Below are 17,820 nucleotides of genomic sequence, written 5' to 3' on the forward strand. Positions count from 1 at the left end.
TAGGCCCATTCTGCAAAAAAGTTGGGAGAAAAACAGTCAATTTAGCAATGAATAATATGCTAGAGATACAACAGATATAACCATGACCAAAGAGTTAAATAAAATATAAAACTACAACCAAAACACAAAGCAGCTAATGACACTTCATTTTGTATATTAAGCATACAGAGAGCAGAGCTTTTCACAGATAAAGTGGACTTGAATCACATTTTATCCTGTGGTACTTGTTAACCAATGTTTTAGGAAAGTTTTAAATATGTCTTTTTCAGTTGCACTAATTATTAGCGTGGTCCTTGTGGTGATTATTCTGTCACCTCGCGGGGATGCGCTGTTGTAACTGAAACAAGCAAACAACACCAAACCCCCGCGCTGCAAAGCTCGGGGGTTTTTTGTTAACGGTGGAAAGGAAGTAGTGATGAATGGTGCTCAACAAATTGTAGCGACTCTGAAACAACAGGGCGTTGAACAAGTATTTGGTTATCCCGGTGGGGCAATTATGCCGCTTTATGACGCGCTTTATGATGGTGGGGTCAAGCACATGCTGACGCGCCATGAACAAGGTGCGGCAATGGCTGCAGTGGGTTATGCCCGCGCAGGGGCGAATCGTGGACTAAAAGTTGGCGTATGTATTGCTACTTCTGGGCCTGGCGCAACCAACCTTGTCACCGGCCTGGCTGAGGCACAATTAGACTCTATTCCTTTAATCGCCATTACCGGGCAAGTTGCCCAACCTGTGATTGGTACAGATGCCTTTCAAGAAGTTGATGTATTAGGCATGTCTTTATCGGTGACCAAACACAGTTTTATGGTCACTGATGTTAAAGAGCTAAAGCGCACCATTGAGCAAGCCTTTGAAATTGCCACTAGTGGCCGCCCCGGCCCAGTATTAATTGATGTGCCTAAAGATATTCAACTGGCCGAAGTGGAAGAAAGCCTAGCTTACATGGCCTCGGCTCAGCCAGCCACAGCGCCTAATGCCAGTTCACTCGCTCAAGCCAAGCGATTAATTGCCGAAGCCAAACAACCCATGGCCTACGTGGGTGGCGGAGTAGGTATGGCGAACGCAGTAAGCGAATTACGTGCGTTTTTAACAGATAGCCAAATCCCTAGTGTGAGCACGCTTAAGGGTATTGGCGCAATCACAGAAGACCAGCCTTACTACTTGGGTATGTTGGGCATGCACGGCACTAAGGCCGCTAATTTAAGTGTTCAAGAAACCGACTTACTGATTGTTATTGGCGCTCGCTTTGATGACCGCGTTACCGGCAAGTTAGATGAATTTGCACCAGATGCTAAGGTCATTCACTTAGACGCCGATGCCAGTGAGTTTGGTAAACGCCGTGAGCCAGATGTTGCCCTTGATAGCGATTTAAAACTCACCTTGCCAGAACTGCATGGCAAGTGCGACATAGCCCCTTGGCAAGCTACGGTAAGCCAACGGAAACATGATTTTGCATGGCGCTATGATCACCCTGGTGCACATATTTTTGCTCCAGCAATGCTTAACGAACTAAGCAAGATGATCGACAAAGACACCGTGGTAGCCTGTGATGTCGGCCAACACCAAATGTGGGTGGCTCAACATATGCAATTTGACGGCCCAGAAAATCACCTTTCTAGCGCTGGCTTAGGCACTATGGGTTTTGGTTTGCCCGCGGCGATTGGTGCTCAATTTGCGCGCCCTAACGATACCGTGATTAACGTATCTGGCGACGGCTCGTTCATGATGAATGTGCAAGAACTCACCACCATTAAACGCGCTAAGCTGCCAGTAAAAATGCTGCTAATTGATAACAACCGTTTAGGTATGGTGCGCCAATGGCAAGATTTATTCTTTAATGGTCGCTTCAGTGAAACCATTCTTGATGACAACCCCGATTTTGTAAAAATGGCCTCTGCCTTTGACATTCCAGGTGAAACCATTAGCAATAAAATTGATGTTCACGCTGCCCTGCAACGGATGCTAAATAGCGACGGCCCTTACCTGCTGCATGTATTAATTGATGCTGAGGAAAACGTGTGGCCACTAGTGCCACCGGGTGTGGCCAACGACAAAATGATGGAGGACTGCTAATGCAACATTCACTAACCATTACTACCCGCAGCCAAGCCGATGTATTAGAACGTGTATTACGAGTGACACGTCACCGTGGTTTTTTAGTACAATCGATGCACATTGAACATGAGGTTCAGCACCAGCCTGCGGGTTATGCGATTGAACTAACCGTCACTAGCGAGCGTCCAATAGCCCATCTCACTAATCAATTAGTGAAGTTATTCGACGTAGAGCAAGTAACATTAAAGCAATTACAAGCAGTGGCTTCGCCAGAAGCGGCCATTGCCTAAACAAATAGCAAACACAGATTAACGGAGTAAACCGCAATGCCTAAACTGCGAAGTGCCACCACCACCGAAGGCCGTAACATGGCCGGAGCTCGCGCCCTTTGGCGAGCAACAGGAACCAAAGAAGAAGATTTTGGTAAGCCAATTATTGCGGTAGTGAACTCTTTCACCCAGTTTGTACCGGGTCACGTTCACCTTAAAGATCTTGGCCAACTGGTAGCACGCTCAATTGAAGATGCAGGCGGCGTAGCCAAAGAATTTAATACCATTGCAGTAGACGACGGTATTGCCATGGGTCATGGCGGTATGTTGTATAGCCTACCGTCGCGCGATTTAATCGCCGACTCTGTTGAATACATGGTAAATGCCCACTGTGCCGATGCCATGGTGTGTATTTCTAACTGTGACAAAATTACTCCGGGCATGTTAATGGCGGCTATGCGCATCAACATTCCAGTTATCTTTGTGTCTGGCGGTCCAATGGAAGCCGGTAAAACCAAACTTAGCGATCAAATCATTAAGTTAGACTTGGTTGACGCAATGGTAATGGGCGCAGACAAAAACGTGTCTGACGAAGACAGCGAAAAAGTTGAGCGCAGCGCTTGCCCAACTTGTGGCTCGTGTTCAGGCATGTTTACCGCCAACTCAATGAACTGTTTAACCGAAGCGCTCGGCTTAGCCCAGCCTGGTAACGGTTCAATGCTAGCTACTCACGCTGATCGTGAAAAGTTATTCGTCAACGCTGGTAAACGTATCGTAGATTTATGTAATCGCTACTACCAACAAAATGACGAAAGCGCATTGCCGCGTTCTATTGCTACCTTCAAATCATTTGAAAATGCCATGACGCTTGATGTTGCCATGGGTGGCTCAACCAATACTGTATTGCATCTATTGGCCGCCGCTCAAGAGGCTGGTGTAGATTACAACATGGACCACATGGATGAGCTGTCTCGTAAGGTGCCTCAGTTATGTAAAGTTGCCCCTTCAACCAACAAATACCACATGGAAGATGTACACCGCGCGGGCGGTATTATGGGTATTTTGGGCGAGCTAGATCGCGCCGGTTTAATTAACCGCGACGAGCCAAATGTAATGGGAGGCACCCTAGCTGATACCTTGGCTAAATGGGACGTAATGCAAACCCAAGATCAAGCGGTGAAAGACTTCTACCGAGCTGGTCCAGCGGGTATTCGTACCACTAAAGCCTTTAGCCAAGATTGCCGTTGGGATGAGTTAGATACTGACCGCGCCGAAGGCTGTATTCGTAGCCTTGAAAACGCCTTTAGTTTAGAAGGTGGCCTAGCAGTATTGAAAGGCAACATAGCTTTAGATGGCTGTATTGTTAAAACCGCAGGCGTAGATGACGACAACTTAGTATTTCGTGGCCCAGCCTGTATTTTTGAAAGCCAAGATGATGCAGTAGCCGGTATCTTAGACGGCACCGTTAAAGCAGGTGACGTGGTATTGATTCGCTACGAAGGCCCTAAAGGTGGCCCAGGCATGCAAGAAATGTTGTATCCAACCTCTTACTTGAAATCTATGGGACTCGGTAAGAAGTGTGCCTTACTAACCGACGGTCGCTTCTCTGGTGGTACTTCTGGCTTGTCGATTGGCCATGTTTCACCAGAAGCCGCTAGCGGTGGCATAGTCGCTTTGGTTGAGCCGGGCGATATTATCGACATCAACATTCCTGAGCGCAGCATTGTGCTAGAAGTAAGTGATGCAGAGCTAGCAACACGTCGCTCAGCCATGGAAGCAAAAGGCAGCGATGCTTGGCGGCCGATTGGCCGTATTCGTGAGGTGAGTACTTCACTGAAAATGTACGCCCACTTTGCCACCAGTGCAGACAAAGGCGCAATCCGCGATCAAAGCAAACTAGACTAGTTTTGCACTAGAAAGTTTGCGTAAATAGCCCGGTACGCCGGGCTTATTTTTTTAAGGTTATATGATGACGCAACACCTCCCCTCCGCTAACGAATATCTTCGCCGAATCCTGCTTTCGCCAGTATATGAGATTGCCCAAGTCACCCCGCTGCAAGACATGAACAAACTGTCGAAGCGAATTGGCAATAACATTCTTCTCAAACGTGAAGACCGACAAAGTGTGCATTCGTTTAAATTGCGTGGGGCTTACAACAAAATAGCGCAACTTAGCCAAGAGCAAGGCCAGCGAGGTGTGATTGCTGCATCAGCGGGTAATCATGCGCAAGGTGTGGCGATGTCGGCACAGCGTTTAGATATTTCCGCCATCATTGTTATGCCTACCACTACGCCCGATATTAAAGTGGATTCAGTTCGCGCCATGGGCGCTGATGTGCGCTTAGTAGGCGACAACTTTGACGAAGCCAGTCACTATTGCAAACAACTAGCCGCCGAGCACGGTTATACCCTCATACCTCCTTTTGACGATGTAGATGTGATTGCCGGACAAGGCACCATTGGCAAAGAGCTACTTGAGCAAGACATGCACCTAGACGCGGTGTTTGTGCCAGTAGGTGGTGGCGGAATTGCCGCTGGAGTATCGGTTTACATTAAACAACTGATGCCACACATTAAGATTATTGGCGTAGAAGCCGAAGACTCAGCCTGCTTAAAAGCAGCGTTGGCGGCAGGAAAGCCAACGCCTTTAGAGCGAGTGGGCCTGTTTGCCGATGGTGTGGCAGTAAAGCTCATTGGCACAGAAACCTTCCGCTTATGTCAGCAGTATTTAGATGAAGTCATCACGGTCAACTCCGATGAAATATGTGCCGCGGTTAAAGATATTTTTGAAGATACTCGTGCTATCTCAGAGCCCTCTGGCGCTTTAGCCTTAGCCGGCTTAAAAGCCTACGCTCAACAACACAAGCTTCAAGATCACCGTTTAGCAGCGGTGTTATCCGGTGCTAATGTAAATTTCCATAATCTACGTTATGTCTCTGAGCGCACTGAACTAGGCGAGAAAAAAGAAGCGGTATTAGCGGTCAATATTCCCGAGCGCCAAGGTGCTTATTTGGAATTTGTAGAGCACTTAGGTGGTCGTGCAATTACCGAGTTTAACTACCGCTATGCCAGTGAACAGCAGGCCAGTATTTTTGTCGGTATACGAGTAAGCAACAGCGACACCGAACTGCCAACACTATTAGATACACTCAATAACAGCGGCTACCAAGTGGCGAATTTGAGTGACGATGAACTTGCTAAGCAGCATGTTCGCTACATGGTGGGCGGCCATCCAGGCGCCAAACTAAACGAGCGCCTATACAGTTTCGAGTTTCCCGAGCAACCAGGGGCTTTGCTTAAGTTTTTGCGCACCTTAGGTCCACATTGGAATATCACCCTATTTCATTATCGTAACCACGGTTCTGCCTACGGGCGAGTACTGGCCGGTTTTGAGCTGCAAGACAGTGATCAACAGGCTTTTAGCAAGCACTTAGCGCAGCTTGGTTTTGATTATCGCGACGAAACTAATAATACCGCTTACCAGTTTTTTCTGGCACAGCAATAACCTTGCGTTAATCTAAAACCGCAGCTCAAGATCCCATCAGCCCGATAATTGATATTTATCGGGTTAATCGGTCTCATCACAGGCTTTATCTCTAATCAACTGGTAAAAAGATGCCTTGTTTCTTTTAGATACTGGATAAACAAACCATGTTGAAGACGACTCCTTTAGTTAGCGTATTTATCGCCGCTATTAGCTTTAATCTTAGCGCCGACACCCTCACCCTTAATAATGGCAGTGTGCTTGAAGGTACCTTGCTTAGTCGCGACGCAGAGAATATTCAGTTTGAAATGGCCGGCAACGCTATGACGTTTAGCACCAGCGATGTTAAAGACCTAGACGTTTCTTTTACTGCCCCAGCGAAAGCTGAGCCAGCTCCGATAGTAAATAGCACGGCCGCTTCAGCGATAACGCACATCCCGGCAGGTACCCTCTTAATGGTAAGCTTAGATACCGCCATTAGTAGCCGTGAACATCGCTCTGGCCATCGTTTTTCAGGCAAACTAGAGGGTGATTTATCGGTAGGTGGACACCTTATCGCAAAAACTGGCGACACGGTTTACGGCAGGGTAATACAAAGCGAACAAGCGGGTCGTTTAGCGGGTAAATCTAGCTTAAGCATTGCGTTAACCGACATCACCATTAATGGCCAACGTATCGCTATTCAAACCAATAGCTTTAACGGCTTAGGTGACGCACAAGCCAAAAACACCGTGAAAAAAACCGCTGGCGGTGCAGCTATTGGCGGTTTAATAAACGGTAGTGATGGCGCTAAAGACGGCGCCAAGGTAGGCGCAGGATTAGCCCTAATAACTCGTGGTGGAGCGGTGCAAATTCCCGCAAATACCTTGTTGGAATTTCAAACCAGTGCAAATGTGAATATCTAAACCAATACTTGCTGGGCAGATTAGATTAATCGGCCCAGTTAAATTTGCTTTCATCTACCCCTTGTTGGGCTTCATTAATTCGCTCTCGGCGTGCTAACTCTTCTTCGCGAGCAGCATCAATCTCCTGCATAATCGCCGCAATGTCTGCCACGGTGTCCTGCTGAGTAAATTCTCCGGTCAGTTCGGTATCTGCAGTTAACTCGCCTTTTTCAAACAGTGCCCACATCTCTTTGGCATATTCGGTGCTGGCCAGCGAAGGCGCAAATTGGGTGTAATAGTCGCGCATGTTATTGATGTCACGCGCAAGCATCCATTCGGCATTATTGTTAGCAGCAGCATCTACCGCTTGCGGCAAATCAATAATCACGGGGCCATATTCATCCACCAGCACATTGAACTCTGACAAGTCCCCATGAATTAGACCCGCACACAACATTTTTACAATATAACCAATCATGGTTTGATGGTCTTCCAAGGCTTGCTCTTCAGACATCAGTACATCATTTAGTCGCGGTGCCACATAACCTTCATCGTCGGTCACCAACTCCATCAACAACACGCCATCAAAGCAGCCGTAAGGCTCCGGCACTCTCACGCCTGCTGCAGCTAACTTATACAGGGCATCAACTTCGGCACTTTGCCACACTTTTTCCTGTTGCTCACGACCAAAACCAGAGCCTTTCTCCATCGCTCGAGCACGGCGACTATTACGCACTTTACGCCCCTCACGATAAGCCACCGCCTGTTTAAAACTGCGCTGGCTGGCCTCTTTATACACTTTGGCGCAGCGGATTTTATCGCCGCAGCGCACCACGTAAACCGAGGCTTCTTTGCCACTCATCAGCTGGCTTTTCACTTCATCTACTAAGCCATCGTCAACTAAAGGCTGGATTCTTTTAGGCGTTTTCATTGCTCTCTTTTATCACTAATAATTAATAGATTCAGCACCTTGATTAACCATGCTGAAACGACAAAAACAACAGCAAGGCTCATGATGATAAAAGCCACTGCGCTTGTTGTTCTGGTTTTTGGTAAGTCCACGCAACAAAGCGACTCACTTTGTTACCTTGGCCCATCTTTATGGTTTCAAATTGTGCCACTTTTTGCTGCTTCAACGCTTGATATATTGCCTTAAGATTAGCCTCTTTTGATACCAAACTAGTAAACCACAATACTTGAGCCGAAAATTGCTGGCTTTCACTGATCATATTTTTAATGAAGCTTAGCTCTCCTCCTGGGCACCATAGCTCGTTGCTTTGGCCGCCAAAATTCAAGCTATCTTTATGTTTCACCGAGGCTTTTAAGTTAGTTTGTTTACGCTGCGTTCCCGCTTTAGCCTCCGCTGCCGAACGGTGAAAAGGCGGGTTACATATACTTAACTCAAAACGCTCATCGGCTTGAATTATACCGTTAAAAATAGCTTTTTTATTGGTTTGCAAACATAAATCGATTTGCCGTTCTAACTGAGGATTAGCTGCCAAAATTAACCCGGCCGAGCGCAACGATGCGGCTTCAATATCGCTACCGACAAACGACCAATCATACTCACTGGCCCCCACCAAAGGGTAAACACAATTTGCCCCAACACCAATATCGATACAGCGTATGGCCTTGCCTGTAGGAATACTTCCCTTGCTCGATGTTGCCAATAAATCAGCCAAGTAATGCACATAATCCACACGGCCGGGAATAGGCGGGCAAAGGTTATTTTTAGGAATGCTCCAGCCATCAATTGCATAAAAGTGCTTCAGTAAAGCCTTGTTTAAACAACGTACTGCATCAGGATTAAAAAAGTCGATAGACGCATCACCATATTGATTGTCTGCCACAAAGCGGGTCAATTCAGGGCAAGAGCTTATCAACGCAGGGAAGTCATAACGCTGGCGATGTTTGTTGCGCGGGTGCAACTGACTTTTAGTGGCTGGACGGGCTGTTTTTTTATCTCGCATTAATCAGCAAAGGCCTAAAGATTTATAAATACCCCACCATTATAAAGCGAAGCGCGAGCAAAGGCTTGTATCGATCGAAATAAAGCCAAACCCAACACTATTGATAAATATGTGATCAATAGTGATGATAAAAAAAACAATATAGTGAAAAATATCATCCTCAATTATTAGTAATTGATATAAAAGCGCTTGTGTGAATAAAGATGACAAATTAATCACAGATCATCGTAGCCAGCACTACTAACACAAGCCCTGTTTTCAGCAATGTTACAAGGAAAGTAAGAACAATGATTAAACACCTACTATACGGTGCGCTTCCGCTTGCCGTACTTACAGCCCTAAGTGGCTGTGGTTCTAGCACAGAAACACCCGCTCCCATTGAATTACCCGTGGGTGAGGCTAAGGCCGATACTCTGGTTGATATGAGTTCAGTTGCAGTAGACGACCAACCCGCCCTAGCCAAAGATTGGTACAAAGGGGCAGTGTTTATGGAGATCTTTGTACGCAGCTACAAAGATTCTGATGGCGATGGAATTGGAGATTTTAAAGGGCTTACCTCTCAACTAGATTACATTGCAGACTTGGGGGTTGAAGGTATCTGGTTACTCCCCTTTAGTGAAAGCTCTGATAAAGACCACGGTTATGAGGTGGTGGATTATCGTAGCATCGAGAGCGACTACGGTTCTCGAGAAGACTTTGATGAGTTTTTAGCACAAGCGCATGCCCGCGGAATTGGCGTTATCGCCGACTATCTCATTAACCACAGCTCTGGTGACAACCCAGTATTTGCTGACTCTAACAATAATGCTGGCGGAAAACGCGATTGGTATATGTGGCAAGACAGCGATCCTAAATGGACAAATTGGTCTGGGGATTCATCTTGGCATAAAGGACAATATGGTTTTTATTACGGTATTTTCCAGTCCAACATGCCTGATTTTAACTTACAAAATGAAGAGGTTATTCAGTTTCATTACAACAATCTACGTTATTGGTTAAATGCAGGAATGGACGGTTTTCGTTTTGACGCGATGACCCACTTAGTCGAAAACGGGCCTAATCAATGGTCCGCACAACCGGAAAACGCAGCGATTATGTATGGTATCCAGCAATTGGTGATGGAAGACTACAGTAATCGATACATGATCTGTGAAGACTCTTCAGATTCACTGGCCGCTGCTCAGCAAAGCTTTTGTGGATCTGCGTTTTCCTTTTACCTGAATAAAGCCATCATGTCGGCTGTAGGTTCAGGCTCAAGCGATCAGACTTCAATGTCTTATTGGCTTAACCAGAGCTCTCTAGATAGCATGGGGTTATTACTCGCTAATCATGACTCCTTTGCAGGCCAACGTATATTCGAGCAATTTTCTGGTAACGAAGCTAAATATCGCTTGGCTGCTGCCACCTTATTAACTCTGCCTGGTCAGCCCTTTATTTATTACGGTGAAGAAGTAGGCATGGCACACACTAAAAACAGTGGGGGTGACTATTTACTCCGAGCGCCAATGAGCTGGACAGCCGATGGTGGATTTACTTCAGGCACGCCATATCGAGAAATTGCCAATAACTCCGCCAACTATAACGCTGAAAGCCAAATGGCTGATAACAGCTCGCTTTACCATCATTACAAAAACCTTATTCAACTGCGTAAAGCCACACCGGCATTGCGCAATGGTAATTTAACATTGCTCAACCAAGGTGAAGTACTGGCCTTTACGCGCACAACAGCAGGCAGCAACGTGCTAGTTGTATTTAACTACAGCGAAAGCCCCCAAACCCCGAGCATTGCTCTTGAACAACAGTCTGCGGTGCTAACTCCGCTGGCGGGCTTTGGCTCAAGCAATATCAGTAGCACTTCTGCAGGCCAAGTAAACTTAAGCTTAGCCCCGCAGGAAATTAGGATTTACCAGTACTAATCTAAGCAGCAGAACCAGCTCCTCGGCAGTTTAGCGGGGAGCTTTTTTTATTATTGGTTTTGTTATTTTTGACAACTTAATTAAGTTGTCATCTTCTCTGCACACACTCTCCCTCTTTAGATATCTGACCAGTTTTATTTACCGAGGGAGTTGTAATGGCGAGTCCAATTTCACGTCGAGATTTTTTAATCATGTCTGCCAAAGGTGCAGGTGCAGCGGTGGTGTCTTATGGCCTAATGGGATGCGGCAGCGCCATCGAGCCAGAGATCTCTGTTGAGTTTACCCACGGCGTAGCCAGTGGCGACCCCTTAGCTGATGCGGTCATCTTATGGACACGCGTAACGCCCGCCCGCACTGGTAACATTAAGGTGGCATGGGAAATTGCAACAGATATAGACTTTGCCAATATTATTAGTAATGGCAATACCACCACCAACGCCAGCCGCGACTATACAGTTAAAGTAGACGCCATTGGTTTAGAAGCCGGTCAACACTATTACTATCGCTTTATCAGCGCTGGCACCCTGTCAGCCATAGGTAAAACCAAAACCCTAGTACAAGGCTCGCCAGCCTCTGTGAAACTGGCTGTGATGTCTTGTTCTAATTATCCTGCAGGCTATTTCAATGTTTATGATTTAGCCACTCAGCATGAAGATATAGACGCGGTATTGCACCTCGGCGATTACATTTATGAATACCCACGTGGCGGATATGCCAGCGAACAAGCCGAACAACTCAATCGCCAAGTATTGCCTGAAGGCGAGTTGTTTAGTTTAGACGACTACCGCACGCGCTACGCCCAATACCATGGTGATAGCAGTTTACAAAAACTGCATGCCATGGTGCCATTTATCACTGTATGGGACGATCACGAAATTGCTAATGATACTTGGCGCGATGGCGCAGAGAATCACCAAGCAGGCGAAGGTGACTTTGAGCAGCGTAGAAACGATGCCCTACAAGCTTACTTTGAGTGGCTGCCTATTCGCCCTTGGTCTGAGGGTAACCATCAAGAAATTTACCGCAGTTTTAAGTTTGGCGACTTAGTTAATTTACATATGTTAGATACCCGCGTTATTGCTCGAGACAAGCAACTAAATATTGCTGATTATGTCGATTCAAGCACCGGTAGTTTTAACGATGCCGCTTTTCATGCAGACCAAAACGACCCTAATCGCAGCATGTTAGGTGCAGAGCAGTTACAGTGGTTGCAAAACAGCGTCAGCAACGCCAGCGGTCGCTGGCAGGTACTTGGCCAACAAGTATTGATGGGCGAAATGTACCTACCGGGCGCAGTAGCACTTAACCTCATGTCGATTCAGCAATACGCAGAGTTGGGTGCCTTAGCTCAGTTGGCTGGCCGCGCTCAAGCAGCTGATCCTACGCTCACCGCTGATGAACTAAGTTATTTAGCTGCCAACCAAGATAAGTTAACGCCCGAAGTCATCGCTCAGCTGCAATTACCAAAGGTACCCTACAACCTAGACGCTTGGGATGGCTATGCAAACGAGCGTGAAATCTTACTCCAAAGCTTTAAAGCGCAAGGCAAAAACCTAGTGGTACTTGCTGGTGATACACATAACGCTTGGGCTAGTGAGCTTGCTGAGCAAAGCGGCCAGGTGGTGGGTGTTGAGTTTGCCACCTCATCGGTAAGCTCACCGGGCTTAGAATACTACTTAGGCATAGATGCCACCGCAGCACCCGCTGCCGAAGCAGGTATTGTGTCTTTGATTGACGGTTTAAAATACATGAATATTCTCAATCGCGGCTTTTTAACCGTGACTTTTACCCAGCAAAGCGCCAAAGCCGATTGGTATTTTGTGGACACTATTTTGTCCACCAACTATCAAGAGCTCGGCAGCCGACGAGCAAGTGCAACCAGCTCTGCGGGAGCCCCTGCAGTAAGCTTAAACTAATACTCGTTGTCACCAGCGCAGTAATAACTCCAGTATAAACTGGAGTTATTTTTGCCCTTTGTCACTCCCCACACTCCATGCAGTTGTTTAAGGCGTAAGTTTCGACTAGCCTGAGTATTCTAGTGTCTTACTCATAAGAAGGATCTTACGATGTCTAGCCCCACCTTAATAACGGCCAACTACAGTGATATTCCAGCCTTAAGCGAAATGTTTATCGCCGCCTACGCCAACAACGAAGCCATGCAAGCGGCACTTCGGAGTGATGAAATGGCTGACTACGCTCATGATAGCTATTGGCGCTTTGCTCTGGGTGAATGGGGAATGAAGCAAGGGACGGTATTTACTACCGCAGATCATGAAGGCTGCGTGATTATGGTGCCACCGGGCAAACACCAGCCCGATGTACTGCAAAAAATGGAAGCTTGGGCTATTGTGGCGCGCATGATGGGTGCCGGAAAACTGGAACTAGCCAAAGACATTTCTGAGCAAATGCTTACTGGCCCAGTTAACCAAGATTGCTATTGGCTATGGGGTTTAGGCGTTGGGCCTTCTGCCGGAGGGAAAGGTCTAGCCGGTGCGTTAATTAAGCAAGTCACCGACTTAGCAGATGCTGATAATAAAGCCTGTTTCGTTGTAGCCTCTAGCGAAAAAGTGGTACTCACTTTTGAGCGTAGAGGCTTTGAAGTGCTATCGAAAAGTGACAACTTTCCTTACTGGTTTATGTTACGTCCGGCTCAAGCTTAAGTCAGGCTAATAACAAAAAGCGCACAGCCGACTTCACTGTGCGTTTTATTATTGATTACTCGGCAAACTCCACCAACCATTCACCACCTTGTTCCACATCAATGCTTTGCATGCCAAGGGTTAATCGATGCCCATGCTGCTGCCATTGAGTGACTTTCTCCCCCTCAAAACTCACATTTTTAACCACTGTTTGTGGGGGAATATTGGCTAGTTCCACCTGATAAGCCTTATGTTTTGAGGCCTTAGCATAGCTACCTTTAACGGCTGATAGCTGTATACCAATGTGCTGCTGATGAGTCTGCGCGCTAAACTCTGTGAGTTGCCACTGCTGCTGTTGATAAGCAATAGACTCCCCATCATCTTCAATCAACTCGCCCCTAGCGTGGCCATGCTCATCAAGCACTACCAACAGATCAATGGTTTCATCTTCATTAGCTCGAGGAATCACAGCTCCAGCTTTTACGAATAGCGGCAAACGGTATACACCATCAATGTATAAAGGCTGCTTATAATACTCACCACCACTGTTTAGCATTTGTTGGCTACGGTAGTCATACCAAAGACCCTGTGGCAAATAGGCTTGGGTATGCTTAGCATTATCTTTCGCCTCTAAGGCCACCAGCATAGCGTCACCCACCAACTTCATTGAACCATTGGTTCTGACCTTAACATCTTCTTGGTAGCCATAAACTAGCGGAGCAACCACTGCGGTGCCGTTGCGCCATGCTCGATGAGCCAAGGTGTAATAATAAGGATTTAGGGCATAGCGCTGCTGAACATTAAACAAGTTGCTGGCAGTATCGCCAATCCTGTCTGGTGCAGTTTCTTTGCAGTTACACAAATTTTGGGTGTGCGGGCGCACCGGTAAGTCGGTAAACAAGGCCGCTGCTAACCACTGAGTATATTGCTCGTCCCAAGGCGTACCATGAAAACCGCCAATATCTGAGCCGAAGTAATCAATACCCGACAAACTCATGTGCATTTGGGCATTAAAATGGCTACGTAAATTGGCTAAATTTACTCCAATATCACCCGACCACATGGCCACGCCGTATGCTTGGCTACCGGCAGTGCCGGAACGACTCATAATAAACGGCCGCTGATTGCGTTGATTGCGCAAATACCCTTGGTAAATACTGCGGCTCCACAGCAAGTTATAAAGGTTATGCACGCTTTGATGATCATGTTTTAGCTCACCATCAATTTTCACCCCTGCATACCAGGCTTTTCGATGATAAAGCTCGGGTTCTCCGAGATCTGTCCAATGGGCAATAATGCCGTCGTCAATCAAGGCTTCACGGCGGTAGTCATGCCAAAATTCCGCACCTTTTTCGCTAGAAAAATCCAGCATGCCACCCTTGCCCCACCAGGGGTTTTCCTTGATTTTGGCAGGTGTCATGCAAGGTGGAGGGCAACTGCGGGCCAATGCGCCAGCGTGCGCTAGCGACTGAAACTCATTAAGCGCACCGCCGATATACGGCTCCTCTATGGCCATCACGCTAATGCCGCGTTGTTTTAAGTCGGCAATTTTTTGCTTGGGATCGGGGAAGTTTTTTTCATCCCAAGTGAGTGACCCCATTTGCGTATGATTAGAGTTTTCGCGTATTCCACCGAACCACTGTAAATCCATCACCACGCCCGACAAGGGGAACTTAGCTTGCTGTAACGTAGCCAGCTTATCGTCTAACTCTTGCCAGTTATCGAAGCCGTATTCAGATAACCACAAACCAAACATCGCCTTAGGCGGCACCGGCGGTTTGCCCGTTAGCGTTAAATAGCGGGCTCTCAGAGCAGCGAGGTTATCACCAGCAATAACAATAATTCGCGCGCGCTGGCCCTTACCCTGAATCTGATAAGGCTGCTTGGTAAAGTCAAAAACTAGCGGTTGAATATGATCAAAAAACAAAGCAATGTTTTGTTTACCCTCACCCAGTAAATACATAATGGGTATTTGAGTATTGCCCACAGCACCTTCACCTTGGTAAACCATGGCATTTCCCATTCGGCTACCCGGTAGGCGTTTGCGCCCCAGCCAATCGCCATCGGCTTCGCCATGAGTATTATGCTGCTGGCCTAATCCATACACCTGCTGAATACCGCCCTTACTTAGGCTTAGCTTCCATCGTTGATTGGTGGTGGATTCAATACACAGTTCGCTGAGCGCCTGCTTTGCATGAGCGGCATCTGTTAGCGATAAACAACGGCCATTCGCGTTTAAGCTAAGCGAATACCAAGGGCTAGAAACAGCATCAACAATAGGCGATAAAGTCTGGGTGTCGATGTGCGAAGCCGCTAACATTAAGCTTGGCTCAAACTGGCTGAGTGCGGCATCGCCAGCCGAGAGAACAACGGTATGCTCGTCTAATACCTTGCTTTGCCAAATTGCCTCTGCAGCCTGAGCCGCAACACCGCTTATTGCCAATACCAAAGCAGTGGCTAGTCTCGCCGAAAGGTGTAAGCCCATCTTCATATTTGTTCCTTCAATAAAGGCCTAATAACTAGCAGACCTTAACAGTAAACAAATTCCTTAATAACTAAATTAATCAGCATCTTGTAAAAATGTGACTCCGCAAATTAAGGGCTTCAAATTGCCATCAAAAACAGCCGAAGTTACCTTCGTCACTTGCTCCTTCAACAAGCCAAACTCAATTCACAGCGAACAGCACAATATTTTAATGCTGAAAAATTAATAGAATAAATACTCTGCTACTTGACGTCTCAGCCATCTTTTACAGAGTTTGTTGATAAAAATATAATTTTACTTTACGCGCTAAATAAAACACATTCCCCACTCAAAACAACAGTAATTACTGTCATAATAATATAAAGGATTGTGAAACATTATGAATAAGTTTGCAGTACTAGGCAGCAGTGCCTTGGTAACGTTAGCGTTAAGCGCGTGCGGTGGAAGCAGTAGCGATAACGGCAATCAACCCCCTCCAACTACAGATCCAGTAAACGGCACCTTTATTGATGCCGCCGTAGAAGGTTTATTCTATAAAGCCTCTCCCAGTGGTTTAAGTGGCTACACTAACGCTGAAGGTACCTTTGAGGTTGAACCTGGTGATGTAGTGTCATTTTATTTGGGCGGCGAAAATGGCATGTTCATCGGAAATAGCTCTTACCGTAGCGTTGTCTCTCCCTTTGAAGTCACCGCTGATACCGACTCTGCAATGAACTTAGCACGAATACTACAATCGTTAGATGATGCCAGTACCGGCAGCATCGTTATTCCAGACGATATTGCTAAGCCAGCAGCCGACAGCGATACCCTTATCGCACTCAAGCAAGTGAAGCTAAACAACCTTAATTCTGCAGATGCATTACTTGAAGAAGTGGAAGCCAGTGAGTGGGTAAGCGAAGAAGAAGCCGCCGAGCATTTAAATGAATCACTAGATGGCATTGAACGTGGCGATAGCGATGTAATTGATGCCTTTAGTAAAGGCAGCGGCGAATACTTACGTTTATCTGAAGTGGTTATGAACGGCCAGTACGGCAATAACTCAACGCTATATAAAAACGTACACATGGACCGAACAATTCCCGATGAAGCATTCAAAAATGCCAGCTTCGGAATAAGCTCTGAGGTGCTGCATTTAGCCAGCAATGCATTGGTCATTAAAGCTGGAACGTCTGACCAGCGTTATAGCTCACAATGGGCCAAAGAGTTCATTGCTTGTGAACTAAACGGCGGCGAATTTACCGTAAATAACAACACTCCAGAGTGTTTTAACGCAGATTCAAACACTTACTCTGCAGAAGACTTCGCGATTGAACCTGGCTTTCAATTAGTGGTTAAAGATCCAAGCCAAATTAACACCGAAGATGAAGCAATTGATTATGCAGAAGTGGCCAGTTTTGGTGGCTTATTTGCGTGTATGAACGAGCAAAACTGTAGCCAAGCAAACTTAACCGCTTTAGGTCAAAGCGAGTTTGAAGACGATGGCGAGCTTAAGCAACAAACCTATAGCACCAGCTACGACAATGCGACCGGAATTTACACCGACCAAACCATTGAAGTTACCCTTGACGGTGCAGGCAATCAGCTAAGAAAAAGCGCATCTACTTCATACAGCTATTTGGTTAATCCAAACGTAGACAATGGCGAACGCTATATAGATTTTAGCGGTACCTGGTTAGCTGAAACCAATATCGCAGGCTGTAGCTTAACCGGTCAACTCAGCTATCAGTTTGGCGCAAGTGATATTCGCGTGGTAGGCAAAGAGTTGCATACTCAGCAAGGCGGAGATTGCATACTTGAAGATATGGACGAAACGGTTTCCTACGCTGAGCTAGCCAACATGGCCTTTTGGTGGTTTGGCGTAAATGCTGGCCAAACAAGCAAAGCGACCTTAGCTCAACTTAACTCGTCAGTTCGTTGGTGTGATGACGACGAAGTGATTGAGGGACAATTGTGTCAATCACCAAAGATTGAACAATGGAGTTATGTTGCAGCAGGTAAAAACTGGGACCAAGGTGTATTAACCTCTACTGCCTTCGTACAGGGTGGTCAGCCTAGCTTTATTACTACTTACACTAAATCACTGTAAGTAATAAAGCTTTCGAAAGGCGCTCTAGAGC

Annotated in this window: 12 protein-coding genes; 9 read left to right on the forward strand and 3 right to left on the reverse strand. The window is 46.5% G+C overall.

Translation table 11 applies throughout. The features are described from left to right. Nucleotides 1–415 precede the first annotated feature (415 nt). The 5 genes from ilvG to Q4549_RS09390 all read left to right on the forward strand — a co-directional run bounded on the left by ilvG (nt 416) and on the right by Q4549_RS09390 (nt 6,714). Nucleotides 416–2,074, forward strand: coding sequence for an acetolactate synthase 2 catalytic subunit (gene ilvG / locus Q4549_RS09370; RefSeq protein ID WP_303553161.1), 1,659 nt, complete (start codon nt 416–418; stop codon nt 2,072–2,074). Next, a complete protein-coding gene (gene ilvM, locus Q4549_RS09375) occupies nt 2,074–2,346 on the forward strand; it encodes an acetolactate synthase 2 small subunit (RefSeq protein WP_303511650.1) in 273 nt (90 codons plus the stop codon). The genes ilvG and ilvM overlap by 1 nt, the downstream gene beginning before the upstream one ends. 36 nt (nt 2,347–2,382) lie before the next feature. Continuing rightward, nucleotides 2,383–4,230, forward strand: a complete 1,848-nt coding sequence (ilvD, locus tag Q4549_RS09380) for a dihydroxy-acid dehydratase (protein ID WP_137673389.1) — start codon at nt 2,383–2,385, stop codon at nt 4,228–4,230. 64 nt (nt 4,231–4,294) lie between these two features. Beyond that, a complete protein-coding gene (gene ilvA, locus Q4549_RS09385; RefSeq protein ID WP_303553290.1) occupies nt 4,295–5,830 on the forward strand; it encodes a threonine ammonia-lyase, biosynthetic in 1,536 nt (511 codons plus the stop codon). A 146-nt stretch (nt 5,831–5,976) separates the two neighbouring features. Further along, nucleotides 5,977–6,714 carry a hypothetical protein gene (locus Q4549_RS09390; RefSeq protein ID WP_303553162.1) on the forward strand — a complete coding sequence of 246 codons (738 nt, stop codon included), beginning with the start codon at nt 5,977–5,979 and terminating at the stop codon, nt 6,712–6,714. Nucleotides 6,715–6,739: 25 nt separating this feature from the next. On the opposite strand, the gene Q4549_RS09395 is transcribed toward Q4549_RS09390, so the two are convergent. Together Q4549_RS09395 and rlmF are read right to left on the reverse strand one after the other, a co-directional pair. Beyond that, nucleotides 6,740–7,624 (reverse strand): PA4780 family RIO1-like protein kinase, encoded by an 885-nt coding sequence (locus tag Q4549_RS09395; protein WP_303553163.1) that lies wholly within the window; start codon nt 7,622–7,624, stop codon nt 6,740–6,742. 79 nt (nt 7,625–7,703) lie between these two features. Continuing rightward, nucleotides 7,704–8,663: a 23S rRNA (adenine(1618)-N(6))-methyltransferase RlmF gene (rlmF, locus tag Q4549_RS09400; RefSeq protein ID WP_303553164.1), complete on the reverse strand. Its 960-nt coding sequence runs from the start codon at nt 8,661–8,663 to the stop codon at nt 7,704–7,706. A gap of 287 nt (nt 8,664–8,950) precedes the next feature. Here rlmF and Q4549_RS09405 point away from each other — a divergent pair, with 287 nt between their 5' ends. The 3 genes from Q4549_RS09405 (at nt 8,951) to Q4549_RS09415 (ending at nt 13,239) form a co-directional block, all read left to right on the forward strand. Continuing rightward, the gene (locus Q4549_RS09405; protein WP_303553165.1) at nt 8,951–10,579 is read left to right on the forward strand and encodes an alpha-amylase family glycosyl hydrolase; all 1,629 of its coding nucleotides are present in this window, start codon (nt 8,951–8,953) and stop codon (nt 10,577–10,579) included. 155 nt (nt 10,580–10,734) lie between these two features. Continuing rightward, a complete protein-coding gene (locus Q4549_RS09410; protein WP_303553166.1) occupies nt 10,735–12,495 on the forward strand; it encodes an alkaline phosphatase in 1,761 nt (586 codons plus the stop codon). A 150-nt stretch (nt 12,496–12,645) separates the two neighbouring features. Then, the gene (locus Q4549_RS09415) at nt 12,646–13,239 is read left to right on the forward strand and encodes a GNAT family N-acetyltransferase (protein ID WP_303511636.1); all 594 of its coding nucleotides are present in this window, start codon (nt 12,646–12,648) and stop codon (nt 13,237–13,239) included. 55 nt (nt 13,240–13,294) lie between these two features. On the opposite strand, the gene Q4549_RS09420 is transcribed toward Q4549_RS09415, so the two are convergent. After that, nucleotides 13,295–15,709 (reverse strand): TIM-barrel domain-containing protein, encoded by a 2,415-nt coding sequence (locus Q4549_RS09420; RefSeq protein ID WP_303553167.1) that lies wholly within the window; start codon nt 15,707–15,709, stop codon nt 13,295–13,297. A gap of 373 nt (nt 15,710–16,082) precedes the next feature. Between Q4549_RS09420 and Q4549_RS09425 the strand changes: the two genes are divergently transcribed. Beyond that, a complete protein-coding gene (locus Q4549_RS09425; RefSeq protein ID WP_303553168.1) occupies nt 16,083–17,789 on the forward strand; it encodes a hypothetical protein in 1,707 nt (568 codons plus the stop codon). Nucleotides 17,790–17,820 lie beyond the last annotated feature (31 nt).

Origin of the sequence: Agarivorans sp. 2_MG-2023, assembly GCF_030548085.1 — a bacterium.
In the GTDB taxonomy this organism is placed as follows: domain Bacteria; phylum Pseudomonadota; class Gammaproteobacteria; order Enterobacterales; family Celerinatantimonadaceae; genus Agarivorans.